We start from the raw sequence: 26,567 nt of genomic DNA, 5'->3' as shown, positions 1-26,567 counted from the left end.
CATCCGTCCGGCGCATCCTGGCGCAACTTGAGCACACTCATGTCCCGTTTTGAAGGGTAGTCAGCGTTTTGACATCTGATTGTTATCTAACTTGCCGCTTCTGAAATCAAGGATGTCAGATCTGCTTTAATTGATTGCGATTTTCTGTAATCCTGGTGCATGGAAACTTTCCTCTTGCATCCGGATCAATCACTGAACTTCCTGGCTCGAAACACGGGACTTCTCCTACTGTGCCTTGGCATGATTGCCATCTCGTGCGGCCTGCTGCACGGCATGTACCGCACACGTCTTCAGCCGGGCGGAACTTGGATGGCTTATGGGGCTGGGGCAATCACGATGTCGGTCCTGACGATGATTGTCTGGGTCACCTCGGGGCTCAATGTCGTGGCTGGCCTCATCGGCCTGTTGTGCATCGTAGGCTTCATCGTGAAAGTCGTGGTTGACGCGCCGCCACGGCGGCGCGCTCGCTACTGATCTCACCATCTGCCCCTACCCTGGCCTGAGCGCTGGGGTGGGGGCGTTTTTGCATGGAACTTCACTGGCCTCCACGCATGGCCTCTCCCCGGATTGTTGGCAGGGGGCTACCGAGATGCACGCCCGGTCAGTCATCATGCCCACCATGGTGTCTCCCACGTCCTTCCCGAATCCCGCCATGCCGCCCCTATGACCGAACAGGCCGACCTGACGTGGCACCTCGACATGGAAGCGCACTTCCAGATGAGTCGAATCCTGCTGCAGGAACTGGAACTCGAATCTGGTGTGACGGTCACGTGTTTCATCACCAGCGGACCGGAAGCGGGCCTCACTTTTCACGCCCGGACGCCGCATGAGGGTGGCCGGGCGGGGATGGTCACGGTCGCCCGGGATGTCGTTCGCCAGGGCGGTCTAGCCGGCGTGCGACCCGCCCTGGCGTACCTGCTCCGGGCGGCTGGACTGGGGCTGTTGCCCCGCGCCACGCGACTGGAGCCCACTCCGGTGATTGGCATGTGGAGTGTGGCTGGGGCGCGTCTGGACATCAAACTGTTGGACTAGAGCGCGTTCTGGAATTCATTGATAAGTATCGAAGGGCCGTCAGGCGACGCAAAACAAGACGGCTCATGGCAAGATCGCATGACGTCTCTGTTGTTTCGGGGAGCGCCTCAACGTCTTTGGCCAACCGGCAGTTCCGGCCGGTCCAGGTGAAGGAACGCGACACAACCCAGTGCCTGGGCAAGACGTGGCAGACCTCTGAATCGGTGGATTGCGTCTCAGGAATATCCGGGGCGTACCACTTCAATGGGTGTCGCCAGGGATACACCACCTCAAGAGCCACGTGGAGATGGTGTTGACCGGCGCATGGAAACCATGATCGGCCATTATGTGGTCTCAGGAGGTAGTATGGATATTACCGATATTATCAGCATATCCCGCAAGCCAATGGGGACAATAGAGAATATTTATCCTAAGGTCCAGCATGAAGACTCAATGCTGGATGAATATATGAGTTCATTTTTGGGGGCTGAAGCTCGCGTGAGGAGCGAAATAGATGAAGTGTCGTGTGATCTCGACGAATTGACTTTTCTATTAAAATACGAGTCTCTATATACCTCTTGGACAAATATAATTTATATGGCGCTTGATAGCCTGGGACATCATATATCAATGCAATTAATGAGGAGAGCGCCACATTTTAGATTTGGAATTATGATCAATTCCCTGTTGGAATTTATGGTGGATTTTAAAGTATCGAATATCACGGACTACGTCCAGAAGGAATTGATGTCCAATGATAACTTTGAAGTCCTGTATGTTTGCATCTTGTATTTAAAAAACAATGAAATAGCGTTGAGCCATGCATCTTTGCAAAGATTGAAAAATATCGACGCGAAAATTTATGATGAGGATGGACATACGATTTATTTGTATAACATGTGAACATTTCAAGCTCGGAAGTCTTTGATTGGCAGAGGTGGTTTCGAAAGTCAGGTGACCACCAGAAATCTGCACCGGTCCACTTCAGTGCGGGGGTGAAGGTTACGCCCGGTGTACGCCTACCGACCGACTCCATGTTGACGAAGGAGACCACGCTGTATCACCCCCCGTGCATCTGGCGTGGTGGTCACCATGATCCGGTTGTAGGGCACGTGGCACTGGCGGCGGCTGAGGGGAACAGGGCAGGTGGATACCAAATACGGTGACAATCCCTGGAGCGGCCAGATTCTTACCCTTTCGGAGCTGTAACCGGGCAGATTACATTTCTGAGATTCGCATAGTTCTCAAGAATGTCTTCATATGTCGGTCGCGCGCATCGTCGAATATTGTTTTTAATCCGCGGTCCTCTCTGTGGTCGCCATTGACGTCGATGAAACGGTAGGGCTCTTCACCACCCAATCGTCTTGGGCTTGACACCCAGATGTAATCATCAATAAATTCGGAATCATAAAACGCATCCATGTCGGATGCAGAGCCACTAAAGCATGATTTGAAGGCCAAAACAGTATCATAGTATTTGGCAGGGACGAATCCTCGATCTGATTTAGAAATATAATCGAATTGACTCCCATTGCTACACGAAAAGGCAAGATATGGATGTAACGTTGCAGCCAGTCGAATCATTTGATCTCTGAAGCCAACGAATTCAGTACTGTATCCAGATTCGATATATATGGTCGCTGAATGCAAGTAGCTATGTAAAAACAATTCGCTTTGCAAATCTTTTAAATTTAATCTTATGGCGCCTCTAGGGAAAATAACATCGACATAAAAATCATTAATTTCTTCAAAAAAGCTTTCCCAATCGCTATTCAATGATTCCTCTTTATCACAATAAACTTTGTATTTTATATTTCTATCTCTTAGAGAATAGAGGAATCGTTTAATCTGCCCAACCAGATCCCGATTATCTATTAAACAACACAGCTTATAATGTGTGCCCACCCGCATCCTCCAAAATTCGTCCTTCACTGGACTTGACTGAAGGCCATATACCGTTGGTCAATAGGCCCCACGTGTTTGTCCCGCAGCCGGGCGTACGTGCCCTTCTGCTGACCAGGGTGCCGAGTCGTGATGAAGAACAGGTCGTTCAGCCGCACGTTCGGGAACACGCGGTAGCTGCCCGGCAGGCTGGCTTCCAGCGTCGCCATGAATGAGGCCTCACTGCGCGCCAGGAAGTACCCTTTGATCGTCACGGGCAGTGTCTCAGGCACGCCTTCAGGTGTGGGCCTGGACTCCACGGGGGAGGGCGGAGCAACGCGGCCACGGAAGGGGTCACCTCCCGGGTTGGACTCGGGCGACGCGTGCCGGCCAGCAGTCGCCGTGCCCGTTGGGGCGGACCAGCTGGCGGCGCTGGGTCGGGGGGACTGGCGCGGGGCGCTGCTCGGACTGGGGGCCGGAGTGGTGAGGGCCTTGCCCAGCAGCTTCAGGGCGCGGGGGGCCAGTGCGGCGCCCGCGCCGATGCACAGGTCCACGAAGATCAGCGCGATGGTCAGCCCGAGCAGTTCCATGGGCGCAGCATGACAGCGGCCGGGGACGGCAGCGCGCGAACCTGCTCACGCCCCCGTCAGGGGCACAGCGGCGGCCCTGCAAGATGCGCAGCGCGTGCACGGGCCCCGCGCGATACTGCGCCCTGATGCATCCCCAAGAGTTCGCGGCCAAATGGCGCACCCGGGCCTTCGAGGTCACCGAAGAACAGGCCTACCAGGAGCACTACACCGACGTGGCCCGCCTGGTGGGCGGCCCGGTACCGGGGCAGCCGGGCGCACCGGAAGGGCTCACGTACCAGGCGGGCGTGAGTAAGGTCGGCTCCACCGACTTCGGGAAGGCAGACGTGTACCTGCCCCGGCACTTCATCTGGGAAGCCAAGCGGGCGCAGCGGACGGCCGACGCCCGACCGGCAGATCTGAGGCAATGGTGTCAGGCTCAAGGTGACATGCTGCCAGGGTGTCCCCTCACGACGACGCCAACCGAGAACTGATCGAGCTGCTGCGCGAAGGCCTCCCGGCCGCGGCCCAGGCCACCCCTGCTCCTCAGCCCGCACCGGATCCGGCGCCGCAGGACGCGCCGCCCACCCCAGCCCGCTAGCCTGTCGGCAGGACGCTGTTCACGCCTGGTCGCCCCCTACCTGCTGACTCCAACTCGACGCAGGAGCGCACCCTGTACCATGCGCCCCGCACCTCAGGGGTGATGGGCACCAACCGTGACGCGCGAGGGTGGCACGTGGCAGTGGCGCCTGCTGCAGGGCGACGGCCCGGACGCGTACGGCACGGGCGGCTGGACGGACCTGCAGTTGAGTGTGTGACCGGACGCTTCATCCGGCGGGTGCGCTGGCTCTTGTCGGAAATCTGTGAGTGTGAGTTTTTAAACTCAATCAGGAATCCACTGCTTCCATCATCCGCGCGGCGCTGACATCCACCCTGCCTCACGCTTCCCAGGAGGCCCATCGACATGCGTATTCCCGCGCTCTTCCTGCTGACCACCCTGCTGCTCGCCGGCTGTGCACAAACGCCCAGCGAACCTCCCACCCCCGTCAGTCCGGCGCCCACGCCATCACCAACCACCCCTGCCCCCACCCGCACCGTGCTCGGGGCGCCCGTCGCCATTACGTTCACAGGCCTGGGAGGCGCCCGGCCCACTGCGTCAGCGCGCATGCTCACCGGTCAAGCCCTCACCAGTCCCAGTGGCGTCACCGTCGGCACCGCGCCCACCGTGCGCAGCAGCACCGACATCATCCCGCCTGGCCAACCGCGCACGGCGGGCTTCCGCTATCTCCACGTGACGTTCCCCGTCAGCATCACTGGGGCGGCCGTCACGAACCTCACCTTCCTGGGCGCGGCCCTCACCGGCAACCCTGGAGACAGCGCCGTCCTCACGCTGGAGAAGTACCCCGGGGGCACCGCCACGCCTTACACCTCTGCAGAACTGCCAGCGCTCGCGACGGCCATCGACCCGTCCAGTCCCGTCACCCAGGATGTTTTCGCGCAGACCCCCGCGTTGGTCTCCGGCGAGGAGGACGCCCTCCAGCTCTACAGCGAATCGGACGTCAGCGGGTTGACCCTCCCCACCGGCCAGACCGGCAGCGTCTTGCCGTACGGCTTCGTGAGCCACGCGGGAACCAGCCGCACCATTCCCGTTGGAACGAATACGGGCACGGTCACGCTGGCCATCAAGGTGCCCCTGCAGGCCCAGGCGAAAGACGATCCGTACACCGTCACCCTCACCTTCGTGCCCGTGCAGGACAGCGAGACCAGTATCACGGAATCCCCCGAGGCTCAATTGCCCAGCAACCAGGCCGCCTTCCAGGCCGCTGTGGGTCGCCTGGGCGCACCGGTCATCAAAACCCTGCCTGGGTCCACCCGCGCCAGCGGCTCCCTCTTCTGCAGTGTGCGCACTGCAGGGCCCGCCAGTGCGCCAACAGGCACGCTCCTGGGGGGCATCGCGCCGATTGACCTGGCGGTCGGGGGCACCGCGCGGATTCCGGCCAACGCCACGTCCTGCCTCAATGGGGGGGCCAGTGGTGCCGACTACGTGATCCTTCCGTTCAACACGTCGACGGCGAGCAGTCGATCACTCACGGTCACGACCTCCAACACGGTCGCCCCCGTGGGTACGCTCTCTGTGGGCGCCTCAAGCCCCACGGGTCTGTCCGTGGGCGAATCCGTGTTGAACGCCGCGTCATCTTCGTGGACGCTGCCCTCACCCAGTCCAGTGACGCCCACCAGTGCACATCAGATTCGGCCGCAGGTGCTGCCCTCAGGCACGCCGACCGTCGGGGATCAGGTGACCGTCAACACTGCGTCCGGCTGCACCGCACCGCCAGAGTTCCGCACGGGCACCGTCCGCTTCGTGCGGCAGAACGTGGTGCTGATTTCGGATAACGCCAACCCAGCCGGCGGCATCCCTGACGTCAACCCCCAGGGTGGTGGTAACGATTACCAAGGGATCGTCAACAGTTTCACGAATCAAATCTGGCCGGCTGTCACGGGCGGCTTCGGACTCCCGACCGATGCCGATAACAACGGCAACCGCGTCGTGTTGTTCTTCACCTCCGCAGTCAACGCGCGGAATGCACCCGGAAGTACGACCCGGATCACCGGTTTTTCTGATGCGCGCGATGCACAACCAATCACCTCATGCCTGGGAAGCAATGAGGGCGAGATCATCTACCTGCAAGCCGCTGACCTTACTGGAACGGTGAACAGCAACGTGGTCCCCGTGGCCACTGCGGTCAGCTCAGCGATTCAAGCCAGTGCCCGTGAATTGGGGCGGATCATCAACAACTCCCGCCGCGTTCGAGTCACAGGCGCGCCGCTCGAAGAGCCCTGGCTGCTCGAGGGGCTCAGCGATATCGCCATGGAACTCACGTTCTATCAAGCCACGGCGGTGGCGACGAACGGCACCGTCATTACACCCTCGTTGACACCGCGCATGAACATTGTCCTGTCGAACCTCACCACCGGGTCGAATGCGAGTCTACGAGTGGCCGCGTTCAACACGTACGCGAATCCGAATTTCACGATTTACCGCGCGTTCCTCCAGGGTCCCAACACGGCTGGACCCTACTGGACGAACCCGACCGGGACCCCAGCTCTTGCGGCGCGAGGCGCGGCCTGGAACTTCCTGCGCTACGCGGCCGACCGGTACGTCACCACGACAGGTCAGACCGAAGTCAGTTTCTGGACGGCGCTGATCAACTCCACGACGACGGGCCTGGCGAACCTCCAGGGGGTCATCGGCGCGGACCCGGTCACGTGGCTCAATGACTGGGCTGTGGCGACCTACGTGGACGACGCTGTCGCGGGCGTCGCCCCGATCTTCAGCGCGCCAAGCTGGAACTACCGCTCGGTCTACGGTGGACTGGGGGGGTTCCCCGCGGCCACCCGGACGCTCACCAGCGGCGCGCCGCTGACGCTCGCCTATGAAAAGACCGCCACCAGTTACCTCCGGACACGGGTGAACGCCAACCAGCAGGGGGGCGTCACGGTCAGCTCACCCACGCCCGCTGACTTCACCGTCACGGTCTTCCGAGCCCGATAGGAGCGGCCATGAAGCGAATTGTTCCCCTGCTGCTGGGCACGTTGCTCCTCGGCGCGTGCGCTCGACCCTCCCTCCCATCCCCCGGCCTCGCCCCGGTTGGCCACCCCTTTACCCTGACCTTCACCGGTCTGGGCACGCCCGACTTCGCAGTCAAGCTCAGTTCTGCCGTTGCCAAGCAGGCCCTCAGCGACCAGCAGGGCACGGTTGTGCCCGTCCGGGTGCTCGGCCGGGGCAGCGTGGACATCATCCCGTCCGGTCAGGCCCGCACCGCGGGCTTCCGGTACGTGTACTCCGTGGTCAGCGTGACCAGCTCGGCCGCCCTGAACAACGTCAGTTTCCTGGGCGTGCGTACCACGGGCAGCCTCCCCAGTGCCACGCACGACACGGCCATCAGCGCCCTGATCCGCGCCCCGGGCGCTCCGGCGTACACCGCGGCTGAAGCGGACACGCTGGCGCTGAACACCCAGCCCGCTCAGGCCAGCACGGTCAATCCCACCACGGGAACCCTCCAGGTGCTCCCCAACACGGACGACACCGTGCAGTACCTGCCTGAAGGCGACCTGTACACGCCAGCCGGCATGCTGGGCCTCCTGCCGTACGGGTTCACGGTCCTGAACAGCAGCACGGCGGGCCGCACGCTCGCCACGGGCACCGAAGCCAACCGCATGGTCATCGGCATGAAGATCCCACTCCAGGCCAGCTCCCAGGATGATCCGTACGCGTTCAGCTTTACCGCCATTCCGGTCAGTGACAGCCAGACGCGCGTCACGCAGAGCCTCGAGGGCCTCCTCAGCGACAACGGGGCCAGCGTGCAGGCGCGCGCCACCGCCATCGGGGGCACCATCACGGTGCTCAGCGGCAGTCCCCTGACAGGTGACCTGGCGCTGCCCAGCGTCCGCACCGCGGGCGGCACGGGCGCGGCGACGCGGGCCATCGTGGCGCCCGTGCCGTGACCTTCTCAACGATCCACCGCAGTAACAGCACCAACAGTGGACCCCGACTTCCCCGCTTCAGTGCGGGCATCACCGTAAAGGAGACGCGTATGAACGACACCGCCCCTCATTCTCTCTTCCGCTTCAGGAGACCGTCATGACCCGTCGACCCTTGATTTTGACCACGCTGCTCGCGCTGGGCCTGAGCTTCAGTGCCTCCGCGCAGCAGAGCGCCGAAACCGTCGTCCCCACGCCCGCAGGCTTAACCCTCTCCGCTCAGGATGAAGGCAAGGTGCTCGTCGTCCGCCGTGGACAGCTGGTCCTCGTTGATCCCCGCACACTCCCAGAGCTACGCGGTGCACAGGGACCGGCGGGCGCGCGGGGTCCCGCTGGGGCTCAGGGTGCCACCGGCGCACCAGGCCCTCAGGGCCCAGCCGGGGCTAAGGGTGAGATGGGGGCAACGGGGCCGCAAGGTCCGGCCGGGTTGACCGGCGCGAAAGGCGAGACCGGTGCTGCCGGCCCCCAGGGTCCAGCGGGCGCCAAAGGCGATGCGGGCGCGCAAGGCCCTGTAGGAGCCACGGGCGCGAAGGGTGACACGGGTGCAGCGGGGCCTCAAGGCCCGGCGGGTGCCGTGGGTCCAGCTGGCGCCACTGGAGCGAAGGGCGACGCGGGCGCCGCTGGACCTCAGGGACCGACGGGCGCGAAGGGGGACACCGGGCTGACGGGCGCACAAGGCCCTGTAGGAGCCACGGGCGCGAAGGGTGACACGGGTGCAGCGGGGCCTCAAGGCCCGGTGGGTGCCGTGGGTCCAGCTGGCGCCACTGGAGCGAAAGGTGACACTGGCGCCGCTGGTCCACAGGGGCCGACGGGCGCCAAGGGGGACACCGGACTGACGGGCGCACAAGGGCCTGCCGGTGCCACGGGCGCGAAAGGCGACACGGGTGCAGCGGGGCCTCAAGGTCCGGTGGGTGCTGTAGGCCCAGCGGGCGCCACTGGAGCGAAAGGTGACGCGGGCGCTGCTGGTCCACAGGGGCCGACGGGCGCGAAGGGGGATACCGGGCTGACGGGCGCGCAAGGCCCTGCCGGTGCCACGGGTGCGAAAGGCGACACGGGTGCAGCGGGGCCTCAAGGCCCGGTGGGCGCTGTGGGCCCAGCTGGCGACACGGGTGCGAAAGGTGACACGGGCGCTGCTGGTCCGCAGGGTCCTGTCGGCCCCACAGGCGTGAAGGGCGACACGGGACTGACTGGCCCTCAAGGGCCAGTGGGGGCCACAGGCAACACGGGTGCCCCAGGACCACAGGGCCCAATCGGAGCGACCGGTCCGGCTGGAGCGAAGGGGGACACCGGGCTGACTGGGCCTCAGGGTCCTACTGGGCCGCAAGGCGCGACGGGTGCGGTTGGGCCGCAGGGTCCGGTCGGCGCCACGGGAGCGAAGGGTGACACGGGCCTGACGGGTGCTCAGGGTCCCGCTGGCCCGCAAGGCGCGACGGGTCCGATTGGGCCGCAGGGTCCCGCTGGACCGACGGGAGCGACAGGTCCGCAGGGTCCGGCAGGGCCTCAAGGGCCTCAGGGTCCGCAGGGGCCAGTGGGACCGCAGGGCCCCCAGGGGCCTCAGGGTCCCGCCGGACCGAGTGTGATTCCGCTGGGCATGCAGGACACCCGCTCACGCGTTCGACTGATCTGATCACCTGTCGTGAATGGTGCCCCGCTTCGGCGGGGCTTTTTCATGAGGTGGCAAGCGCTGGCATGTGACGCCCGTGTTGTCGCCGAGAGCGAGAAGGGGCGGCAAGAATGCCTGACGCTGGCCTCGCCAGTGGCAAGCAGCCCACGGGGTGAAAGTCGCCGCCTGAGCGTCACTGGCCGGACCAACGACTGAGCGCAGATTGACCCATTCTCTAGGGCACGCAGGAACTGAGCCACGTCCTGATGGCACTGCGACGTGGCGGGCTCGCCGCATACATCAGCGGAGCCGATCAGCGCAACGCCGTGCGGCCGTCAACGTCCCCCGCGCCGCCGCCGGAGAACGCTGGGACTCAGCCCTCAAGGACCCCGCGCGCACGCCCAGGTGCATCAAGATGGAGCGCCTGGCGCGACGACCTGATCACGGACGGCCGCAGCGTGGACGACGCGGAGTACTGGCTGGACGTGGCGTTCGTACAGCCCTGCCCGGAGGACTGGCCCACCGAGGACTGAGGTCCCCACCGGGGGCGGCGCGCAGATGAGCAGGGGCGCGGGCCTGGGCGCGGGTACCCTGCGCGCATGACGGACGTCGCGCGCTTCGTGCAGGACCACCCCTACCAGTTGCTCTATGCCCTGATCGGCCTGGGTGTGCTCCTGGTGATCAACGAGATCCGCCACGCCGCGGAGAAGGCCGCGATTCGCCGCGCGTTCCTTCGGCCAGCGGCGCCCGCAGTGGCCGGCCTGCCGGCAGCAGTGCCGGTCGCGGCCGCGCCGAACCGCTCGGCCGGCACCTGGGGCGGGGTGCTGCTCACCGGCCTGCTGATCGGCGGCGGCCTCTACGTTCTGCCGTCCCTGCTGGGCCAGAACGGGCAGGGGGCCGCCGCTGCGCCGGTCGCGAGCGCCCTGACCAACGGCACGTTCCGGGGAGCCGGGACCAGCCCGGTCGGCAGCGCCGACCTAACGCTGGAGGTGGACCTGTTGGGCAGTCCGCGGCGGGTCGTGCTAGTCACGTCGCTAGGGACGTTCTGGATGCGGGGCGAGGTGGTGCCGGAGAGCACCGGCACGTACCTCTCCGGTGACCTGATCGACGCCAACGGCGCGGCGTGGGGCACCATGAAGGCGCACGTCACGCCGACCCGCGTGACCGGCACCGCAGGGGCCGGGCCGCTGCAGTGGCAGCTGGACCTGCGGCGCTGATTGGGTACGCTGCGGGCATGACCCTGACCGTGGCCAGCCCCGCCCGCCGCCTCCTGCTGGGTGCCGCGCTGATGCTGGCGGCGCTGGGCGTGACCGGCACGGGCCGCGCGCTCCAGCTCTGCCCGGAGTGCATCAGCGTGCAGCTCAGCGACCCCTGCCTGGGCTGCTGAGCGCCGGGCGGCCCGGGCGGCCCGCTCCGAGCGCAGCGGCAGGGGCGCGTGGCACACGCGGGCTGAGATTGTCCGGCGCTGAACAAAGTGCCTTGCGGCGCGTGCAGGACAGGCCGCAGGATGCGGACATGACAAAAACCCCCACCCGCAAGCCCGCCGCTGCAAAATCCGCCACCAAGTCCCCGACCTCGAAGATCGCCAAGACCGAGCTGGTGGATCAGATCGCCGACAAGACCGGCCTGACCAAAAAGCAGGCTGGTGACGCCTTCGACACCCTGGTGGACGGCATCGTGGACGGCCTGAAAAACGGCCAGAGCGTGGGCCTGCCCGGCCTGGGTACCCTGAGCGTCCGCCCGACCGCCGCCCGCACCGGCGTGCGCCCCGGCACCAGCGAGAAGATCCAGATCCCGGCAGGTAAGAAGGTCGCCTTCAAGGTCGCCAGCACCCTGAAAGACACCCTGTAACGCGGCCGAGCGCAGCGCGCCGGGCCTCCTGATCGGGAGGCCCGGCGCTTCAGTGGTTGAGTGCTCGAGGGGCGCCCGGGGGTTATTCCGTGACGGGCTCTGCGGCGGGCGCGATGGCCGGAGGGGTCTGGGGCAGCAGGCGCCGCGCCACGCTGGCCTGCGAGACGGCCGCGTCGACCAGCAGCGCGCCGCGACCGACCGCCTGCAGGGCGTCGCGCACCTCGGGCTTCCCGGCGGCTTCGGCTTCGAGGACGCGCAGCAGGTGGCGCAGATCCGGGAGCAGGCGGGCCAGGGCGTCCTCCAACCGGGCGAGGCGCACCTCGGTGCCCGGATCGCTGAGCGTGGTCATCGCGGCCGCGAACGCCTGCGCCTTGGCCTCCTCGTGCCGGGGGTAGTAGCGGCCGTCCAGGAACCAGCCCCAGAAGTTGGCGCGCGCGCCCTGCACCTGGAGGCGGAAGCGGCGGGTGCTGGTCGGCAGGCGGCCCTGCCCGTCATCCAGGACCGCGGTCACGCGGCCGTCCCGGGTGGTGCCCACCAGGCGGTCGCCCTGCGCGTCGCGGACCGCCTGGAACGGCATGAACTGCCGGCTGATCTCGGCCCAGGTGGCGCCGCGCACCTCCGTGCTGGAGAACAGCTGCAGGGCGGAGAACGCCACGCTGTAGGCGGCCTGCAGGAACACGTAGTCGGTGGGCGTCCGGCCGGGCAGGGACAGCGCGCCGGTGATCATGCCGCCCTCGACGAACACGGTCACGTGGCCGGGCTCCCGGCGGGCCTCGGCGAGCTGGGTGACGGCGGCGGGCGTGGCGGGCAGGTGCAGGCACTCACCTTCAGCGGACATGAAAAAGACGGTGCCGTCCGTCACGTAGGGGTCGGGGGCGTGGACGGTCGCGTTGCGGTAGCTGGGCATGGGGACTCCTTGGGGGGCAGCGGCCGCCCCGGCTGGTCGCGCGGGGCGGCGGAGGAGGCTTCAGGCGGCGCGGCCGTTCCGCACGGACAGGTGTTCACGGTTGAAGGCGACGTCGAAGTCCACGAGGCTGGTGGGGAGGCCGTCGGTCGCGCCGGAGAGGGTGACGCTGTCGAAGCTGGGCAGGGTGGCGCACAGGCCGAGGTGGCGGGTGAGGTGCTTCACGGGCTTGAACTTCAGGCCGTGCACGAGGTCGGCCCAGCTGGGGACGCCGGCGCGTTGCGCGGCCGCTTCGCACCACTGCGGCGCAACGCGCCAGGCCTCCAGCAGGTAGGCGTGGGGTTCGAGCTGGTCGCCGGGCGTGCTGCTGGCTTCGACGATGCGCAGGCCGGTCTCGTCGGTGTGCAGGGTGACGCGGTACCCGAAGCGGCTCTGGCAGTGGTCGGCGGCGAGGAACGCGGAGATGCCCTCGGGGGCGACGGTCATGGCCACGTCGAGGTCGGCGGCGCGCACCTGCACGGGCGCCTGCCAGTCCCAGGCGAAGGCCGCGCAGGGGAGGGTGATCAGGGCGTTGATGATGGTGCGGCGGCCGGTGGGGGAGAGAATCTCGCTCATGGATATATGATGCCATTTTATGCGGGCGGCGTAGTGTGTCGTTTGTGTGTCAGGGCCGCACAAAAGGCTGCCGGACCCGGCATGACGCGCGGGCCCGGCAGCAGGGGGCGGGGGGACTCAGGCCGCATAGAGTATGAAGTTCGCTCTGGACGGCTCACGCACAACTGGTAGCTCGGCATCGGACGTGAGGCCTGTCCCCGACTGTGCCCACCCACGCTCGACTACAGTGCGGTCGTGACCCAGGCCACCGTACCTACAGCCATCCTCGACGGCCTCTTCATTCACGTGCGCGACCTCGAACGCTCAGCGAAGTGGTACTCCGCCTTGCTCGACCTCCCATTGGATGAACAAGCGCTGGACCGGCACTACTACACGTTGAATGCGACTCATGAGCGCCCATGGATCACCCTCGATGCCCACGCCAATGACCCGCATTTCAGCTTCGCCCCGGCCCCACATCCCATCTGCTCATTCGTGACGACAGATCTGGGTGTGGCCCGCGAACGCGTGCTTGCACTGGGGGGGCAGGCCGATGAGATCATGGATGTACATCCAGGTTTACGCGCGCTTCGGGTGATGGATGTGGACGGCAATGCCTTGATGCTCGTAGAACGCAGGTAGTCCCTGGCCTCTCTCCGCCGCATGCTGTTCACCTGACCAGAGGCACGCTCCAGCGGGCCCCCGTGTGGCGCCAGTCCCCGCACCCGGGGGCCCACCAAGACCCCCATGTGCGCCGACGCAGCACCCAGGCGGCTGCCCGTGGCGACCAGGTCCATCGTCACGGCTCCACCGGCAGCCGCAGCAGCATCTCCCCCAGCTCGCGCCGGCGCGTGAACACGTCGAAGATCCGGTCCATCGCGGCCACGTCCGCCGCGGTGAAGCGCCGCCGGAACCGGGCCACCAGCTGCTCGGTATGGTCGCGGCCCCAGACCAGGAGGGCGTCGAGCGCCGCGTCCCGGGCCGCGCGGGCAGCGGTCAGGCCCAGCTCGTCGTCCGCCTGGTCCATCAGCGCCGCCCACTGGTCCTCGGTGCATTCCCCGTGATCGAGGCGCAGGGTGATCAGGTCCTGCACGAACGCCACGTCGACCGCCACCCGCCTGACCTCCTCGCGGGCCAGGGCGTAGTTGCGCTGCACGGGGTGCAGGTGCGCCCAGCGCCCGCTCACGCGAGGCCCTGCGCGAGGCGGCTGGCGTGCAGGCGGACCGACTCGGCCTCGTGGGGCTGGACTTCGGTGAGGCTGCTGATCACGCGGCCCAGCGCGGCGGTCGCCACGGCGTAGTGGTTCCCGGCGAGGATGCCCATCAGGGCGAGGTCGCGGTGCAGGCGGCTGGCGGCGGGTTTGGGCAGGCCGATGCGGACCTCGCGCTCCAGCTTGACCGTGCCGTCGCGCTTGCCGCTGTTGAGCAGGGCGTTGGCGGCGGCCACGGTGGCGGACTGGCCGTCGATGCTGGCGCAGCGGTCGCCGCGGCCGTCCGCGGAGAGGGTGACGGTGTGGGTGCCCAGCTTGACCTTGGCGCTGCCCGATTCGTAGCGGCCGTAGAGGCTGACGGTCCAGGTGCGGCTGATATTGCGGGGTTTGGTATCGTTATGCATGGCCTTGCTCCTTTGACGGGGGTGGGGTTGGGCGCGGCGAATCTTGGCGGAGGACCCGCGCCCTTTTCTTGTCTCTTATGATGCCGTTTTATGCGGACGGGATGGTGTGTGGAACCTGTGAGTGGGCGGCTCGAACGGGAAGCGGCACCCCAGCCCGGCGAAGCGCGGTGGCGTCACCCAGGCGTACTCGGCCGGCTCGAACCCCTGCACCCAGATCAACGGCCAGTCCCGCTCCGCACCGATCACCCGGGCCGGCACCTCCGTCCCGCCCGGCAACACCGCCGTGAACTCCAGCCCGGTCAACTCGTCGCGTCTGTCTCGGGAAATATCCGCATTTCTCATGACTGATTCTTGCTCTGGGACGCTAAAAACAGGTGTGCTCCGCCTGTGTAAGTTTGCTTTTTATGCGGGGCTGTGGGCATGATGCTCTCTATGACGCCTCCCGCCACGCCCACCCCGCCCATCCCCCCGGACCGCGAGCAACTCCTCACCGCCCTGGCCACCGCCGCCCGTGAACGCGCCGCCGCCCTCGGCCTGAGCCGCGACGACCTCGCCCGCCGCGTCCACGACACCCCCGAACCCACCAGCCAGCAGCTCAGCGACATCGCCCGCATGCTCGACGGCCGCCGCCTGGGCCTGCTCGCGAAGGGCGGCCTGAAACTGCTCGACGTGCTCGGCCTGCAGGAACTCCGCCCCGTCTGGGGACCTGTCGATGTGCCGCCCAGCGCCCGCGCCGCGAACCTCAGCGCCGCGACCGACCTGCGCCTGGGCACCGACACCTCGATCCGCGGCCGCCTGACCTACGCCGCCGCCCGCCGGGCCGTGGACATCGGCATGACCCGCGAGGACCTCGCCCGCCGCGCCGGACTGGCCGACCTGGACCGCGAGCCGCCTCCGCCGGACCACACCCTGCGGGCCGCCGCCACCAAGTTCCTCACCGGCAAGACCAGCCTGCTCACCACCAACGGCCTGGAGGTGCTGCGCGCCCTGGGGCTGCGGGAACTCCAGCCGGTCTGGCGCACGCCGCGCAAGGGCCGCAGCGGGAGCGCGTGAGCGTGCTCACACGAGTGCAGGACGGCATTCAGGCGTGCTACCGTGGCCGCGTGATACCCGAGTTTTCCGAGGCACAGTGCATCCCGGAGCGCGTGTGAGTCGCGGTCCCATCCTCATCGGCATGGCCAGCCTCAAGGGCGGCGTGGGCAAGACCACCAGCGCCGTGCACATCGCCGGGCGCTTCGCCGAGCAGGGCAAGACAGTCCTGCTGGCGGACGGCGACCGCATCCGCACCGCCACCACCTGGGCGGCGCGCGGACACCTGCCCTTCACGGTCGGCAGCGAGCGCAGCCTCGCCCGCGCCGCCGACTACGACGTCGTGATCATCGACAGCCGCGGCGGCCCCGAGACCGTGGAACTGGTCGAACTGGCGCAGGCCTGCCACCAGCTGGTCCTGCCGGTGCAGGCGGACATCCCCAGCATCGACGGCGCGCAGCAGACCGTGAACGTCCTGCGCGAGCACGGCGTGACCGACGATCAGTTCACCGTGATGCTCACCCGCGTCAAGAAGGTCCGCGTGGGCGAGGGCCGCGAGGCGATCACCAGCCTGAACATGCCCCTGCTCGAAGGCAAGATCCGGCAGAGCGACGCGTTCGTCGACGCGGCAAACGAGGGCGTGCTGGTGCGAGACGTCCGCGGCAACAAACTGGCGCGCAGCTGCTGGCAGGACTACATCGAGGTGACCCGCGAGCTCGAAGCGCGGATCGGGGCGCGGGCATGACCGGCAAGCGCGGCGGACTGCTGGGCGGTCTGGACGCCCTGCGCAAGGGCCTGGCCACCGAGGAGGGCAGCGTCGAGCAGCCCAGCGGCCCGGCGGCCGGTGTCGAGGCGGCCCAGCAGCCCAGCCCGGCCCGGCCCAAGACGACCCGGAAGGCCCCGGCGAAGGCCGCTCCGGCACCGGCACCCGCCCCGACCACCGGCGGCCTGGATCTGCCCGCCTGGGACGGCGGCACGGCCAGCCGCAGCGGCGGGAAGAACCCGAACCTGGGCACCCGCGTGCAGCCGAAGTACAAGCTGGCCCTCGACCAGCTGGTGTTCGGATTGAAGGCGCAGGGCTGGCCGATCGAGCATCACCACGTCGTGGAGCTGCTGCTCGAGGAGCTCCTGACGCCGGAGGGCCGTGAACGGATCATCGCGGAGCTGCCCACCCGCCTGCGCCGCCGCGACTGACCAGATTCAGGGTTGCGCATCATGCCTCCGCTGGAGCTACCCCCGGCGGGGGCTTCGCTAAGCCTGATCGTCTCGTTGCTGGACACCTGATATGACGGCAGCAATGAAACTGGTTTCACTCCTGATGCTGAGCGCTGCCCTGTACCTCACTTCTGCCGCCGCGCAGCAGACTCCGGTTCCGTGGACGGTCGCCGTCTATCTCGACGCGGATCACAACCTCGACGCCAGTGCCCTGACCGATTTGGAAGAAATGGCCTCGGCCGGGCCGCTCAAGAACGTTCGCTTGGTCTATCAGCTTGACCGGAACGATGACGAAGGTGGCGCCAGCCCCGGCGTGGAGCGTGGCGTCATTGAGAACGGCAAGCGCGTTCCCGTCCAGCGTCTTCCTGAACTCAACAGTGACGATCCGCAGAACGTCGCGTCCTTCCTCACCTGGGCCTACGCGGCTTACCCGTCCGCGCACCACGGGCTGATCATGTGGGACCACGGCGGACAGTGGGACGGCGGCTTCGGCGGAGATACCCACGGCCCCGGCGTGTCCGAAGATCAGCCAGGTCGCCTCACGCCCGAATCGTTCAGCCGCGCTACGGGCCAGAGTCTGCAGATCCTGGGTATCCAACGCCTGGACTTCCTCGCTTTCGATACCTGCCTGATGGGCGGCGCAGAACTCGTCGCGCAGTTTGCGCCCCTGACCCGCTTGTACATCGCCGATGCGGAAATCGACTACGGGGACGGCTGGAACTACGCACCGACCCTGCAGGCCCTCGACCGTACGCCTGAGCAGGACATGACCACCTTCGGCGCGCAGGAAGTCAAGTTCTGGGAAGCGCAGCACCGATCCAGCCCGAGTGATCAACTGTACGGTGTTCATGCGGCGTACGACACGAGTCGCTGGCCCGCCGCGCAGGCCGCCCTCTCCACGTTCGCGACCAGCCTGACCAGGGCGTTTGCCTCGCCCCAGTCAGCCGGGTACCTCTGGCGCGCCCGTGGAGAGGCCATTCAGTATGACTTCAGCAACGTTGGGCGCCCCGGTACCACCCGTCCCTACGTTGATCTGGGACACTTCGCGGATAGGGTCGGGCAGTACACGCCGGACGCGACGCTCAAGGGGCAGGCGGCGGCCCTTTCCGCCGCCATCAAGCAACTGGTCGTGGCCAAATCGGTTGGGCAGAAGCGCCTGGCAGCGTCAGCGCTATCGGTGTATTTCCCGACTCATCAGAACACTGTGCCGGACGTCGGGACCCTGCAGCGGTATGCGGCGCTGCCCATGAATGCGGGTACCGGATGGGTGGGACTACAGCGCGCGTGGACGGCAGCCGTGCAGGGAGATACCACACCACCCCAGTTGAAGAACGCGGCCATGACGGGCGTCAACAAGGACGGCAGTGCCCACTTCGAATTCGGGGCTGCCGGGGCGGACGTGTACGCCGCGATGGCCAGTCTGTACCAGAAGGACGGGCCGGACGCGTACTTCGATTACGGCGACGTGTATTACACGCGTCTGGTCGGCGGGGAGTACGAGTTCGACTGGATGCCTCAGGCTTGGACCATGACGGACGGTGTGCACAGCACGTATGTCACGGCGGATCACGCAGAACCAGACGATGAATTTCTGACGGCGTATGCGCAGTACACAGCTCCTGGTGAGGACCCGTTCGACGTGATGGTGGAGTTCAATGAAGACGGCGAGGTGATTGGGGTACTCGACAACAGCGGGGACTCCCCGATCGGGATTGATGTGGAGGCGGGGGGTACATTGCAGTTCTACCTGCGGACCTACGATGCGAAGACGGACGAGTTTGATTTCGCCTTACAGCAGGCGGTGCTGAAGATCAGGGATGAGAGCCTGTCGGAGCTCGGTGCGGAGCAGCAGGAGCTGCCGAAGGGTGAGTTCGAGCTGGAATTCAGTGTGTTCGATTATGCGGGGAATGCCGTGTCTGAGCCGGTCGAATTTGAGTTCAAGTGAGGCATATCGAGCGGGATTATGTTGCGGTGATGTTGAATACGGGCCATGTGAGCATTCACTGCCGGGATGACCGAGTACACCTGCCCGGAATGCCAGCACAGGCCTGCGTGCGCGACCGCTGTTCAGCACGCTCTGAACTGTTGATGCGAAACTTGGTCAGGGGGTCAGGGGGTGCACGAACGTCCAAGGCTGGCGCAGCAGGTCCTCCTGGCGCCGGGCCTGGGCGGCGGCGTCCAGTTCGGCCTGCCAGCGGTCGCGCAGGCCGGGCACGGTGAAGAACCCGAGGTGCGCGGGCTGCCCGTGGTGGCTGCCGGTCACCTCCAGGTCGTCGGTGGCGTAGCGGGTCACGTGCACGGTCACGGGCTGCCCCAGGTCGGCGGACGTGGACAGTAGCAGGGTGGGCGTGCCGGCCTCCGGGTCGGTGAAGCGCAGGACGTGCGCCACCGCGCCTTCGAGTGGGCCGGTGAAGGCGAGCTGCTGCGCGAGCGGGGGCTGAGGGGCAGGGGGGACAGTCATCAGGACCTCCGGGATGGGGGTGCCCCGGCCGGAGCCGGGGCGGGCGGGTCAGGCGAGGGTGATCACGACGGCGGCCGCCCAGCCGTCGAGCTGCGGGCCGTACCCGGCCCATTCGGCCAGGCCTTCCTCGGGCTGCCCGGCGACGCCGTGGTCGGCGCCGTCGCGGGTGGGGGCGAGCAGAACCGGGGCGTGGCCGAGGCCGCGGTCGTCGAGGGCCTGCAGGGCTTTGATCAGGGCGCGGACAGTCAGGGCATCGGGCATGGGTCTATGATGCCGGATTATGCGGGATAGGTGGTGTGTCCATCGTGTGTGCCGAGCAGCGTCAGCAACTGCCCGCGCGCCCCAGGCTCCAGCCCGGCCACCAGCCGCTGCGACTGAACGGTGAAGGGCGTCAGGGTCAGCTTCACGCGGCCCTGGACCACCTGCACGCCCAGCAGGTCGCCCGCCTCCCCGTTCGAAGCGCAGAACCGCAGCAGGTGGGCCATGGGCTCCAGCGCGTCCGGCGCGCTGCCGAGGCCCGGGAGGGCGCCGTTCAGGCTGGCCCGCAGCGCTGCGTCCACCTGGGCGCGGGGCAGCCCCAGCGGGACCAGGACGGCCAGGCGCGAGGCGCGGTGGCTGGTTGCGCCGATCAGGTAAGCAACCTCGCCGCCGCGCTCGTGGGTGACGGTCGTGCCGCGCAGAGGCTCGCCGGCAGCGGCGCAGAACGAACCGGCGTAGGGGGTCAGGACAGGGAACAGGATGGACATGATGGGCCTCCGGGGGCGGGGGAGCGGGGCGGTGGGGGGATGCCCCTGGAGCGGGGCCGCGCGGGGGCGGGGGTCAGGCGCAGGCTTCGCTGATGGCGGCGCGCAGGTCGTACTCGGCGTCCTCCAGCACGTCCTCGGTTGCGGCGTCGGCGGTGAGGCGGGTCACGGCGCAGATCTGCTCGCGGCCGCAGTACGCGACGGCGCGAACCGCGCCGGGCTCCGGGATGAGTTCGACGTGGATCTCGGCGCTGATTTCGGCGAAGGCGTCGGGGGCGGTCAGGTCGTGGAAGGCGTAGCTGCAGGGGTTCATCATGATTATATGATGCCAAAATATGCGGGTATGATGGTGTGTTGATCGTGTGTGGGCGCCAGAAAACCGCGCCCCCGGTGCGAGGGGCGCAGGCTGGGGCGGGTCAGAACTGCAGGGGCGAGGCGCTGAGGACCGCGACGTCCTCGACCTTCACCCCGAACACGCCGCCGTCGAGGGCCTGCAGGTACACCGGCAGGGCGTAGGGGGGGCAGGGCAGGCCGAACTCCTCGTTGGCGATTTCGGCCAGGACGTCGGCCACCGTCGCGTCCCAGCAGTGGTTGTCCGGCACCGCCACGAGCGCCGCGGCCTGCTCGGTGACGACCAGCTGGAAGGCGCGGACCGTCACGCTGGGCGGGAACAGCAGGCTCACCGGGGCGGTGGCGGGGAAGGCAGCGAGTGCCGCGCGGAGGTCGGCGAGGGTCAGCGTTTCGTTCATGGCCTAATGATGCCAGATTATGCGGACAGTTTAGTGTGTCAAGCGTGTGTGGGCCGCGAAAAACCCCCGCGCCGGACCGGGGCGCAGGGGCAGGGGAGAGGCTCAGGCCGCAGCGGTGCCCTTCGGGCCGCGCGCCCACACGCGGACCTGCTTGCTGTCCTCGTTGGCCGCCTCGAACACCGGGCGCATATCGGCGGCCTCGGGCAGCCCACGGCGGCGCGCGGCCCCCTCGCGGCTGCGGATCGCGGTCACGACATCGAACAGGCGGTCCCACGCGGCGTTCGCCCCGGCGTAGTCGCCGCGCAGGGCGCACACCTCCAGCTGGGCCTGCAGGGCGAACCGCTCCTCGACGCGGGCGCGCCAGCTGTCGCGCTTCTCCTCAGCCTCGCCCTGCAGGCGCTTGTGGCGGGCCGCGTCGGCCTCACAGGCCTCCACGTCGGTGCCCTGGGCGCGCAGCGCCGCTGCGACGCGGTCCCAGCCGTCGTCCGGCAGGACGTGCGCGGGGGCCACGCCGCGGACCTTGGCGGGGGCGTCGGCCTGGGCGACGGGGGGCAGCTCGGGCAGCACGACCGGCGCGGGGGCGGGCTCGGCGTCCTGCTCGGCGGCGGGCTCGGCCTCGTCGGTGGCGCCGGGCTGGGCGGCGTCCTGCACGGGCGTTTCCGCTTCGGGCTGGGCGGCCTCGACCACGGGGGCGGTGGTGGGCTCGGCGGCGGGCAGCAGGGCCTCGACGCGGGCCTGGGTGCGGATGATCTTCAGGCGGCGGTTCATCAGGGCGGGGTTGCGGGTCTCGCCAGCGCTCAGTCCGGCCTCGACCACGTCGAGCAGGGCGCGGGCTTCGTCGAACTGGCCAGCCTGGGCGGCGGTTTCGGCTTCTTCAACGGCGGTGAGGGCTTCGGCGAGGGCGGTCTTGATGGCTTCGTTCATAGATCTATGATGTCAGAATATGCGGGGGCGTGGTGTGGCAAACGTGTGTGGCAAAAAGCCGCTGCCGTGCACGCTTTCCCCGTTGCAGGTCCGGAATGATGTGTGGGCACGCCCCTGTCGGGGACCGCGGCAGGGGCGCCGGAGACCACAACGCGCGCCGCAGGGCCGGAAAGGGCCCGCCAGACCACCCCGCGCCTAACAGTCGCCCCTGGAACGCCGCAGGGGCACCATGCCCTGCGCATGAGGCGTGTGGGGCAACAGGACACCGGCCCACCCCAGAAGGTCGGGCCGGTGCGGATGAGGGGAGGCGTTCTGACTACCCTTCAACACTCGTGAGGACATGAAAAAAGTCGGCTCCAGTAAGGTATTTCTGCGATGAAAACCCGGAGCCGACACCCGCACGATGTCTTGCAGATCGCGCTGCGGTCCGCGGTTCCGCTTGACGCCCCTCACCTTCGTCCTGGCATGCTCTACGCCTCACGTTTTTCTGTTGGCCAACCATGCTGAGGGTCTAACGTGACCCTGCTCAACCAAACCAGAACACGATTCGAAGATGTGCTGGATCATCGACCTGTGCCCGGAGGTACGGCAGCGTGTCCTGATAAAAGCGTCCTGCAGCCTCTCGACAGATCAGCGGTGGATACTCTTTGAGTTCACTGGAGATGGTCTGCTCCCAATCAAAGGCCAGCAGTTCATCCAGCCCGACCCAGGACAAGCCGAAGAGGCTATCGTCATACGCGACGGCGGCCCAGCGCGCGGCAACAGTCGAACTGACATCTGTCGGCAAACCGCGGGAACGGGCGATGGGGGCTACCGTGTAAACCGAACGAACGTTGGAGAGGATGCCAAACAAGTTGTAATTCCGATCAATGAAGGCAAGACGGGACGAGGATGGCCCTTCACCACGTTGAAGGAAATCGACCGCTTCCCAATGGCCGTTCTGAAAGCGCTCGTAATGCTCCAGGATATCGGTGCCCATAGGGCAGATTGACATGAACCCTGATGGGTTGAGAAACGTGCAGGCCCCCTGCCTATGTCCTGCATCTGGTCGCTTGCTGTCCGCTGTTCCTGCGATACGTGAGCACAGACGGGAGTTTTAACTGGCATCTAGGGCGTCACGGCCAGCGCAGCAGGTACTCCCCCAGCGCGGCGCGGAGGTGGTCGGCGAGGGCATAGAACCGGTCGTCGAGCGTGGCCAGGTCATCGGCCTGATCGTCGGACAGCAGGTGGAGCGAGGGCGGGGCGAAGCGGTGGGTCTGGTCGATCAGGGCCAGGATCTCGGTCACGGCCGCGCGCTGCTCGGGGCAGTGCTCGGCGAAGCGGGCCAGCGCCACGCGCAGGACGGCCTCCTGGTGGTCGCGGTAGCCCCAGCCGACCCACTGGGCAAACCCGCCGTTGCCGACCGAGGCGATCAGGGTGTGCAGCACGATCAGGTGACGGTCACGCTGGCGCAGGGTGTCCACCCAGGCGTTGAAGTCGAAGTCGCGGGCGGCGACGAGCAGGCGGTGCAGGTCGGATTCGAGGGCTGGAATCATGGTTTTATGATGCCGTTAAATGCGGGATGCGTGGTGTGTCGAACGTGTGTGGGGGCGGGCCGGGCAGCAGCTGCCCCCGGCCCGCCCCCACGATGAACCTCAGTACCGGACCGTGCCGATCGGCACGCCCCCCGCCAGCAGCTCGATGGACCGGAGGGCGCGCACCCAGCGCACCAGCACCGGCGTCACCGGGGCCTGGGACGTCCAGTTGACCGACACCTGCACGGCCGCGGGGCAGAGCAGCTGTACCTCCCGCATCAGCTCCGGCAGCGTCGTGGCGATGGGGTTGCTGTCCAGGATCTCCGCGGCCTCCTGCGCGACCGCCACGTTGTCCAGCGCTTCGAGGCGGGCCTTGACGCCGGCGCGGGTCAGCGGCAGGGTCTTCACCCGCGCGGCCAGCGCCAGAGCCTCCTGCAGGTTCTGTTCGAGGATGAACCGGCGCGCCCCGCCGACGACCTCGCGGACCACGGGCTGATGGGCGGGCTGCACGGTGCAGATCGCCGCGAGGTGGTGGTGCGTCAGGGCGTACGCGGCGCGAACCTCGCGCAGCAGGCGCTTGGCGCGGGCCTGATCGCCGGGCTGCCGCTTCAGGCCCAGGGGGGCGCGGACCAGCGGGTCGCTGAGCGCGGTGCGGACGTGGGCGTGGCGGTCGTGAACAGGGAAGGTGGTTTCCATACTCTTATGATGTCAATTTATGCGGATAGGGTGGTGTGTGCCGTGTGTGCAGCAAGGCAGAACAAACCACACCCAGACCAGTGCGTGAGCTTTTACACATCAAGTGCGCAGGGCACCACAGTGCGTTTTGGAATTCATTCGACGGACATCAAAGGGCCATCAGGCGACGCAAAACAAGGCGGCTCGTGGCGAGGGAACACCACGTCTCTGTTGTTTCGGGAGCGTCTCAACGTCATTGGCTTACCGACAGTTTCGGCCCATCCAGCCGCAGGAACCCTCCACACCCCAACGTCTGAGCAGCACGTGGAACGCCTCTGGACCGATGACTTGCGCCTCAAAAAGATCCGGGGCGTACCACTTCAATGGGCGCCACCACGGGTACACCTCCTCAAGATCCACGTTGAGCTCGTGGCTGGCCCAGCGTTTGAATTAGCCGGTGTACCCTGATCCGCCCAGATCTTTCGCAGCGTCGGGAACTGGCTTTTCACAGCCTGGATGAGCAATCGCAGGGGGTCGACCAGGATGTGCAGCTTGCGCTCGTTGACCTTCTTGTTGCGATCGAAGCCACGCACGCCGCCGCTTTCAGCCGTCTTCCCGCTCCGGCTGTCGATGGTTGCCGTATGGACCTCTGCCGCCCCATCACCAAGCCCCCCGCAGCTCTTGCTCAGGTCGGCACCCCCCGCCGTGCATATGTTGCAACAACATGTGCTCAGCGCTGTTTATGAGGTCAGGAAGGGTGTTGTCTGCGTATTGCATAAGGGCCTAGCGCCTAGCGTGGCGGCTTTACAAGCCGCCACTTCGGAGTAAGTCGCTAGACTGCCTGCCAGCATGACCAAACTCCCCACCATCAGCCCCAATCCGCTCCAGCAGCGGCTGGAGGTTCTAAAAACCCAGTTCCCGGAAATCTTCGCCGATGGCAAACTCAGCCTCCCCAAGCTCCAGGAACTCCTGGGCGAGAGCGTGGACACCAGCCGCGAACGCTTCGGCCTCACCTGGGCAGGCCGGGCCGATGCTGTCCGTGCCCTTCAGAACGGCACCACGGCCACCCTACGCCCCGACCGGGCACAGAGCCTGGAGTTCGACACCACCGGGAACCTGATTCTGGAAGGCGACAACCTGGAGGTGCTCAAGCTCCTTCAGCACGCCTATCACCGTCAGGTCAAACTGATTTACATCGACCCGCCGTACAACACGGGCAATGACTTCGTGTACCCCGACGATTTCCGGGACGGTGCCCGCGCTTACCGGCGTTTCAGTGGACAGGTAGACGAGGACGGTAACGCCACCACCACCGACCAGGGCAGCGGCGGACGCCTGCATAGCCGCTGGCTCAACATGATGTACCCCCGGCTGCAACTGGCAAAAAGCCTGCTCCGCGACGACGGTGTGATTTTCATCAGCATTGACGACAACGAAGTAGCGAACCTGCGCCTAGTGATGGATGAGATTTTCGGGCCAGAGAATCACATTGGTACCCTGATTTGGCAACGGAGGCAGCGGGCAGATAACCGTAATGAGAACAATTTTTCGACTGATCATGAGTATTTATTGTGCTATGGCAGATCTGACAGCTCTGTTTTCAGGGGCGAATCGATAGATAAGAGCAAATACACCAATCCAGACAATGACCCCCGTGGCCCCTGGGCAAGTATTGATCTTTCAGGTCTGGCGACTGCTGAACAGCGTCCGAATCTGCATTACGACATTGTTGACCCGGCAACGGGCATCTGCTATCCACCAAATCCTAATAGGGGCTGGTCAAAGTCGCGAGAGCGCATGGGACAAATGATTTCAGAAGGTCGCATCCTCTTTCCCTCAAAACCAGAGGGGCGGCCACGTGAAAAGAAATTTCTCGCGGATATTCAGCGCGAGAACACAGGATTCTCTTCGGTTCTCGACAATGATGTGGTGGGCTTTACTACCAATGGGACACGCGATTTAACTGAAATCTTTGGAGAGAGGGCTTTTGACTTTCCTAAGCCGGTAGTGCTAATACAAACAATAATTGAGCAAATAACCAAGCAAGACGACATTGTGTTGGACTTCTTTGCTGGTTCGGGGACCACAGGGCAGGCCGTATTCGAGGCAAACATGAAGGATGGGGGCAATCGTCGATTTATCCTCATCCAACTCCCTGAACCGCTCAACAACACCAACTACCCCACCATCACTAGCGTCACGCGAGCGCGGGTGCGGAAGGTAGGAGAGGCCAAGAGGGCAGCCGTGAATGGCTCGCTGGGCATGGAAGGTGCGCTTGACCTCGGCTTCCGGGCCTTCCGCTGGGATACCAGCAACTTCAAACAGTACGACCCCCACGCCGAAGATCAGATGGAGATGATGAAGGCCTTGCAGCAGAACGTGCTGGAGGGCCGCAGCACTGAGGATCAACTGTTCGAGATTCTGCTTCGGGCAGGCCTGCCGCTGTCCAGCCGGTACGAGGTGGTGCGGATCGGCGGGCAGCATGTGTACAGCGTACAGGGCGGCAAGCTGTTGATCTGCCTGGCGCGGCCTATCCACGAAGGCACCTTGCGGGCCATGCTCACCCATTCGCCCAAGCCCGAGCAGGTGGTGTGCCTGGACGTGGCCTTCGAATCCGAAAACCCCGATGCGGTCAAGATGAACATCGTCTCCGAGATGCGCGACCACGGCATTCAGTTCAGGACGGTGTGA

33 protein-coding genes are annotated in these 26,567 nt (G+C 66.0%); 17 read left to right on the top strand and 16 right to left on the bottom strand.

Annotation, left to right across the window (positions count from 1 at the left end; genetic code table 11):
* The first annotated feature begins 159 nt into the window (after window positions 1–159).
* The 3 genes from IEY63_RS19855 to IEY63_RS19845 all read left to right on the top strand — a co-directional run bounded on the left by IEY63_RS19855 (window position 160) and on the right by IEY63_RS19845 (window position 1,914).
* Window positions 160–474, top strand: coding sequence for a hypothetical protein (locus IEY63_RS19855; RefSeq protein ID WP_189070739.1), 315 nt, complete (start codon window positions 160–162; stop codon window positions 472–474).
* Between the two features lie 189 nt (window positions 475–663).
* Window positions 664–1,032 (top strand): hypothetical protein, encoded by a 369-nt coding sequence (locus IEY63_RS19850; RefSeq protein WP_189070738.1) that lies wholly within the window; start codon window positions 664–666, stop codon window positions 1,030–1,032.
* 243 nt (window positions 1,033–1,275) lie between these two features.
* Complete coding sequence (locus tag IEY63_RS19845; RefSeq protein WP_189070737.1) at window positions 1,276–1,914, top strand: hypothetical protein; 639 nt, start codon at window positions 1,276–1,278, stop codon at window positions 1,912–1,914.
* Between the two features lie 315 nt (window positions 1,915–2,229).
* Here IEY63_RS19845 and IEY63_RS19840 read toward each other — a convergent pair whose 3' ends face one another.
* Entirely contained in the window at window positions 2,230–2,943 is a 714-nt protein-coding gene (locus IEY63_RS19840) for a hypothetical protein (RefSeq protein WP_189070736.1), read from the bottom strand.
* Complete coding sequence (locus IEY63_RS19835; protein ID WP_189070735.1) at window positions 2,940–3,482, bottom strand: PDDEXK family nuclease; 543 nt, start codon at window positions 3,480–3,482, stop codon at window positions 2,940–2,942. The genes IEY63_RS19840 and IEY63_RS19835 overlap by 4 nt, the downstream gene beginning before the upstream one ends.
* A gap of 125 nt (window positions 3,483–3,607) precedes the next feature.
* Between IEY63_RS19835 and IEY63_RS19830 the strand changes: the two genes are divergently transcribed.
* From IEY63_RS19830 to IEY63_RS19790, 8 genes are all read left to right on the top strand, one after another.
* Window positions 3,608–3,952, top strand: coding sequence for a hypothetical protein (locus IEY63_RS19830; protein WP_189070734.1), 345 nt, complete (start codon window positions 3,608–3,610; stop codon window positions 3,950–3,952).
* Window positions 3,919–4,059 carry a hypothetical protein gene (locus IEY63_RS19825; RefSeq protein ID WP_189070733.1) on the top strand — a complete coding sequence of 47 codons (141 nt, stop codon included), beginning with the start codon at window positions 3,919–3,921 and terminating at the stop codon, window positions 4,057–4,059. The genes IEY63_RS19830 and IEY63_RS19825 overlap by 34 nt, the downstream gene beginning before the upstream one ends.
* 564 nt (window positions 4,060–4,623) lie before the next feature.
* Window positions 4,624–7,011: a hypothetical protein gene (locus IEY63_RS19820; RefSeq protein WP_189070732.1), complete on the top strand. Its 2,388-nt coding sequence runs from the start codon at window positions 4,624–4,626 to the stop codon at window positions 7,009–7,011.
* Window positions 7,012–7,019: 8 nt separating this feature from the next.
* On the top strand, window positions 7,020–7,964 hold the full coding sequence (locus IEY63_RS19815; RefSeq protein WP_189070731.1) for a hypothetical protein: 945 nt from the start codon (window positions 7,020–7,022) through the stop codon (window positions 7,962–7,964).
* Window positions 7,965–9,869: 1,905 nt separating this feature from the next.
* Complete coding sequence (locus tag IEY63_RS19805; RefSeq protein WP_189070730.1) at window positions 9,870–10,136, top strand: hypothetical protein; 267 nt, start codon at window positions 9,870–9,872, stop codon at window positions 10,134–10,136.
* Between the two features lie 66 nt (window positions 10,137–10,202).
* Window positions 10,203–10,820, top strand: a complete 618-nt coding sequence (locus tag IEY63_RS19800; protein ID WP_189070729.1) for a hypothetical protein — start codon at window positions 10,203–10,205, stop codon at window positions 10,818–10,820.
* Window positions 10,821–10,837: 17 nt separating this feature from the next.
* Window positions 10,838–10,990, top strand: a complete 153-nt coding sequence (locus IEY63_RS19795; RefSeq protein WP_189070728.1) for a hypothetical protein — start codon at window positions 10,838–10,840, stop codon at window positions 10,988–10,990.
* Between the two features lie 128 nt (window positions 10,991–11,118).
* Window positions 11,119–11,454, top strand: coding sequence for an HU family DNA-binding protein (locus tag IEY63_RS19790; RefSeq protein WP_189070727.1), 336 nt, complete (start codon window positions 11,119–11,121; stop codon window positions 11,452–11,454).
* A gap of 82 nt (window positions 11,455–11,536) precedes the next feature.
* Here IEY63_RS19790 and IEY63_RS19785 read toward each other — a convergent pair whose 3' ends face one another.
* A complete protein-coding gene (locus IEY63_RS19785) occupies window positions 11,537–12,361 on the bottom strand; it encodes a hypothetical protein (protein WP_189070726.1) in 825 nt (274 codons plus the stop codon).
* A 60-nt stretch (window positions 12,362–12,421) separates the two neighbouring features.
* Window positions 12,422–12,973, bottom strand: coding sequence for a hypothetical protein (locus IEY63_RS19780; protein ID WP_189070725.1), 552 nt, complete (start codon window positions 12,971–12,973; stop codon window positions 12,422–12,424).
* Window positions 12,974–13,207: 234 nt separating this feature from the next.
* Here IEY63_RS19780 and IEY63_RS19775 point away from each other — a divergent pair, with 234 nt between their 5' ends.
* On the top strand, window positions 13,208–13,594 hold the full coding sequence (locus IEY63_RS19775) for a VOC family protein (protein ID WP_189070724.1): 387 nt from the start codon (window positions 13,208–13,210) through the stop codon (window positions 13,592–13,594).
* A gap of 157 nt (window positions 13,595–13,751) precedes the next feature.
* Here the strand turns inward: IEY63_RS19775 and IEY63_RS19770 are convergent, their stop codons facing one another.
* The 3 genes from IEY63_RS19770 to IEY63_RS19760 form a co-directional block, all read right to left on the bottom strand.
* The gene (locus IEY63_RS19770; protein ID WP_189070723.1) at window positions 13,752–14,138 is read right to left on the bottom strand and encodes a hypothetical protein; all 387 of its coding nucleotides are present in this window, start codon (window positions 14,136–14,138) and stop codon (window positions 13,752–13,754) included.
* Window positions 14,135–14,566, bottom strand: a complete 432-nt coding sequence (locus IEY63_RS19765) for a hypothetical protein (protein WP_189070722.1) — start codon at window positions 14,564–14,566, stop codon at window positions 14,135–14,137. Before IEY63_RS19765 ends, IEY63_RS19770 begins: the two co-directional genes overlap by 4 nt.
* Before the next feature lie 75 nt (window positions 14,567–14,641).
* Window positions 14,642–14,908 (bottom strand): S1 domain-containing protein, encoded by a 267-nt coding sequence (locus IEY63_RS19760; RefSeq protein ID WP_189070721.1) that lies wholly within the window; start codon window positions 14,906–14,908, stop codon window positions 14,642–14,644.
* A gap of 90 nt (window positions 14,909–14,998) precedes the next feature.
* Between IEY63_RS19760 and IEY63_RS19755 the strand changes: the two genes are divergently transcribed.
* The 4 genes from IEY63_RS19755 (at window position 14,999) to IEY63_RS19740 (ending at window position 18,755) form a co-directional block, all read left to right on the top strand.
* Window positions 14,999–15,619: a hypothetical protein gene (locus tag IEY63_RS19755; protein WP_189070720.1), complete on the top strand. Its 621-nt coding sequence runs from the start codon at window positions 14,999–15,001 to the stop codon at window positions 15,617–15,619.
* A gap of 94 nt (window positions 15,620–15,713) precedes the next feature.
* Complete coding sequence (locus tag IEY63_RS19750) at window positions 15,714–16,340, top strand: nucleotide-binding protein (RefSeq protein WP_229784822.1); 627 nt, start codon at window positions 15,714–15,716, stop codon at window positions 16,338–16,340.
* Window positions 16,337–16,789, top strand: a complete 453-nt coding sequence (locus IEY63_RS19745) for a hypothetical protein (protein ID WP_189070719.1) — start codon at window positions 16,337–16,339, stop codon at window positions 16,787–16,789. Before IEY63_RS19750 ends, IEY63_RS19745 begins: the two co-directional genes overlap by 4 nt.
* Before the next feature lie 103 nt (window positions 16,790–16,892).
* A complete protein-coding gene (locus tag IEY63_RS19740; protein ID WP_189070718.1) occupies window positions 16,893–18,755 on the top strand; it encodes a clostripain-related cysteine peptidase in 1,863 nt (620 codons plus the stop codon).
* Between the two features lie 156 nt (window positions 18,756–18,911).
* Here the strand turns inward: IEY63_RS19740 and IEY63_RS19735 are convergent, their stop codons facing one another.
* The 9 genes from IEY63_RS19735 to IEY63_RS19695 all read right to left on the bottom strand — a co-directional run bounded on the left by IEY63_RS19735 (window position 18,912) and on the right by IEY63_RS19695 (window position 23,897).
* Complete coding sequence (locus IEY63_RS19735; protein WP_189070717.1) at window positions 18,912–19,271, bottom strand: hypothetical protein; 360 nt, start codon at window positions 19,269–19,271, stop codon at window positions 18,912–18,914.
* A gap of 48 nt (window positions 19,272–19,319) precedes the next feature.
* Complete coding sequence (locus IEY63_RS19730; protein ID WP_189070716.1) at window positions 19,320–19,532, bottom strand: hypothetical protein; 213 nt, start codon at window positions 19,530–19,532, stop codon at window positions 19,320–19,322.
* Window positions 19,533–19,549: 17 nt separating this feature from the next.
* Window positions 19,550–20,017: a hypothetical protein gene (locus IEY63_RS19725; RefSeq protein ID WP_189070715.1), complete on the bottom strand. Its 468-nt coding sequence runs from the start codon at window positions 20,015–20,017 to the stop codon at window positions 19,550–19,552.
* Window positions 20,018–20,090: 73 nt separating this feature from the next.
* A complete protein-coding gene (locus tag IEY63_RS19720; RefSeq protein WP_189070714.1) occupies window positions 20,091–20,330 on the bottom strand; it encodes a hypothetical protein in 240 nt (79 codons plus the stop codon).
* 100 nt (window positions 20,331–20,430) lie between these two features.
* A complete protein-coding gene (locus IEY63_RS19715; RefSeq protein ID WP_189070713.1) occupies window positions 20,431–20,763 on the bottom strand; it encodes a hypothetical protein in 333 nt (110 codons plus the stop codon).
* A gap of 102 nt (window positions 20,764–20,865) precedes the next feature.
* Window positions 20,866–21,687 carry a hypothetical protein gene (locus IEY63_RS19710; RefSeq protein ID WP_189070712.1) on the bottom strand — a complete coding sequence of 274 codons (822 nt, stop codon included), beginning with the start codon at window positions 21,685–21,687 and terminating at the stop codon, window positions 20,866–20,868.
* A gap of 526 nt (window positions 21,688–22,213) precedes the next feature.
* The gene (locus tag IEY63_RS19705; RefSeq protein ID WP_189070711.1) at window positions 22,214–22,666 is read right to left on the bottom strand and encodes a hypothetical protein; all 453 of its coding nucleotides are present in this window, start codon (window positions 22,664–22,666) and stop codon (window positions 22,214–22,216) included.
* A gap of 136 nt (window positions 22,667–22,802) precedes the next feature.
* Window positions 22,803–23,222, bottom strand: a complete 420-nt coding sequence (locus IEY63_RS19700) for a DMP19 family protein (protein ID WP_189070710.1) — start codon at window positions 23,220–23,222, stop codon at window positions 22,803–22,805.
* A gap of 99 nt (window positions 23,223–23,321) precedes the next feature.
* Entirely contained in the window at window positions 23,322–23,897 is a 576-nt protein-coding gene (locus IEY63_RS19695) for a hypothetical protein (protein WP_189070709.1), read from the bottom strand.
* Between the two features lie 828 nt (window positions 23,898–24,725).
* On the opposite strand from IEY63_RS19695, the gene IEY63_RS19690 reads away from it, so the two are divergent.
* Entirely contained in the window at window positions 24,726–26,567 is a 1,842-nt protein-coding gene (locus IEY63_RS19690) for a site-specific DNA-methyltransferase (protein WP_189070708.1), read from the top strand.

The sequence above is a fragment of the Deinococcus radiotolerans genome (assembly GCF_014647435.1).
GTDB lineage: Bacteria > Deinococcota > Deinococci > Deinococcales > Deinococcaceae > Deinococcus > Deinococcus radiotolerans.
The sequence above is the reverse complement of the archived record's forward strand: the minus strand, read 5'-3'. Positions and strand labels throughout refer to the sequence as shown.

Bases quoted from the DNA above. Each gene is read 5' to 3' on its own strand.
- IEY63_RS19855 (WP_189070739.1), top strand. From the start codon at position 160: ATGGAAACTTTCCTCTTGCATCCGGATCAATCACTGAACTTCCTGGCT.
- IEY63_RS19850 (WP_189070738.1), top strand. From the start codon at position 664: ATGACCGAACAGGCCGACCTGACGTGGCACCTCGACATGGAAGCGCAC.
- IEY63_RS19845 (WP_189070737.1), top strand. From the start codon at position 1,276: ATGGGTGTCGCCAGGGATACACCACCTCAAGAGCCACGTGGAGATGGT.
- IEY63_RS19835 (WP_189070735.1), bottom strand. From the start codon at position 3,482: ATGGAACTGCTCGGGCTGACCATCGCGCTGATCTTCGTGGACCTGTGC.
- IEY63_RS19830 (WP_189070734.1), top strand. From the start codon at position 3,608: ATGCATCCCCAAGAGTTCGCGGCCAAATGGCGCACCCGGGCCTTCGAG.
- IEY63_RS19820 (WP_189070732.1), top strand. From the start codon at position 4,624: ATGCTCACCGGTCAAGCCCTCACCAGTCCCAGTGGCGTCACCGTCGGC.
- IEY63_RS19815 (WP_189070731.1), top strand. From the start codon at position 7,020: ATGAAGCGAATTGTTCCCCTGCTGCTGGGCACGTTGCTCCTCGGCGCG.
- IEY63_RS19805 (WP_189070730.1), top strand. From the start codon at position 9,870: ATGGCACTGCGACGTGGCGGGCTCGCCGCATACATCAGCGGAGCCGAT.
- IEY63_RS19800 (WP_189070729.1), top strand. From the start codon at position 10,203: ATGACGGACGTCGCGCGCTTCGTGCAGGACCACCCCTACCAGTTGCTC.
- IEY63_RS19795 (WP_189070728.1), top strand. From the start codon at position 10,838: ATGACCCTGACCGTGGCCAGCCCCGCCCGCCGCCTCCTGCTGGGTGCC.
- IEY63_RS19790 (WP_189070727.1), top strand. From the start codon at position 11,119: ATGACAAAAACCCCCACCCGCAAGCCCGCCGCTGCAAAATCCGCCACC.
- IEY63_RS19785 (WP_189070726.1), bottom strand. From the start codon at position 12,361: ATGCCCAGCTACCGCAACGCGACCGTCCACGCCCCCGACCCCTACGTG.
- IEY63_RS19780 (WP_189070725.1), bottom strand. From the start codon at position 12,973: ATGAGCGAGATTCTCTCCCCCACCGGCCGCCGCACCATCATCAACGCC.
- IEY63_RS19765 (WP_189070722.1), bottom strand. From the start codon at position 14,566: ATGCATAACGATACCAAACCCCGCAATATCAGCCGCACCTGGACCGTC.
- IEY63_RS19760 (WP_189070721.1), bottom strand. From the start codon at position 14,908: ATGAGAAATGCGGATATTTCCCGAGACAGACGCGACGAGTTGACCGGG.
- IEY63_RS19755 (WP_189070720.1), top strand. From the start codon at position 14,999: ATGACGCCTCCCGCCACGCCCACCCCGCCCATCCCCCCGGACCGCGAG.
- IEY63_RS19745 (WP_189070719.1), top strand. From the start codon at position 16,337: ATGACCGGCAAGCGCGGCGGACTGCTGGGCGGTCTGGACGCCCTGCGC.
- IEY63_RS19740 (WP_189070718.1), top strand. From the start codon at position 16,893: ATGAAACTGGTTTCACTCCTGATGCTGAGCGCTGCCCTGTACCTCACT.
- IEY63_RS19735 (WP_189070717.1), bottom strand. From the start codon at position 19,271: ATGACTGTCCCCCCTGCCCCTCAGCCCCCGCTCGCGCAGCAGCTCGCC.
- IEY63_RS19730 (WP_189070716.1), bottom strand. From the start codon at position 19,532: ATGCCCGATGCCCTGACTGTCCGCGCCCTGATCAAAGCCCTGCAGGCC.
- IEY63_RS19725 (WP_189070715.1), bottom strand. From the start codon at position 20,017: ATGTCCATCCTGTTCCCTGTCCTGACCCCCTACGCCGGTTCGTTCTGC.
- IEY63_RS19720 (WP_189070714.1), bottom strand. From the start codon at position 20,330: ATGATGAACCCCTGCAGCTACGCCTTCCACGACCTGACCGCCCCCGAC.
- IEY63_RS19715 (WP_189070713.1), bottom strand. From the start codon at position 20,763: ATGAACGAAACGCTGACCCTCGCCGACCTCCGCGCGGCACTCGCTGCC.
- IEY63_RS19710 (WP_189070712.1), bottom strand. From the start codon at position 21,687: ATGAACGAAGCCATCAAGACCGCCCTCGCCGAAGCCCTCACCGCCGTT.
- IEY63_RS19705 (WP_189070711.1), bottom strand. From the start codon at position 22,666: ATGGGCACCGATATCCTGGAGCATTACGAGCGCTTTCAGAACGGCCAT.
- IEY63_RS19700 (WP_189070710.1), bottom strand. From the start codon at position 23,222: ATGATTCCAGCCCTCGAATCCGACCTGCACCGCCTGCTCGTCGCCGCC.
- IEY63_RS19695 (WP_189070709.1), bottom strand. From the start codon at position 23,897: ATGGAAACCACCTTCCCTGTTCACGACCGCCACGCCCACGTCCGCACC.
- IEY63_RS19690 (WP_189070708.1), top strand. From the start codon at position 24,726: ATGACCAAACTCCCCACCATCAGCCCCAATCCGCTCCAGCAGCGGCTG.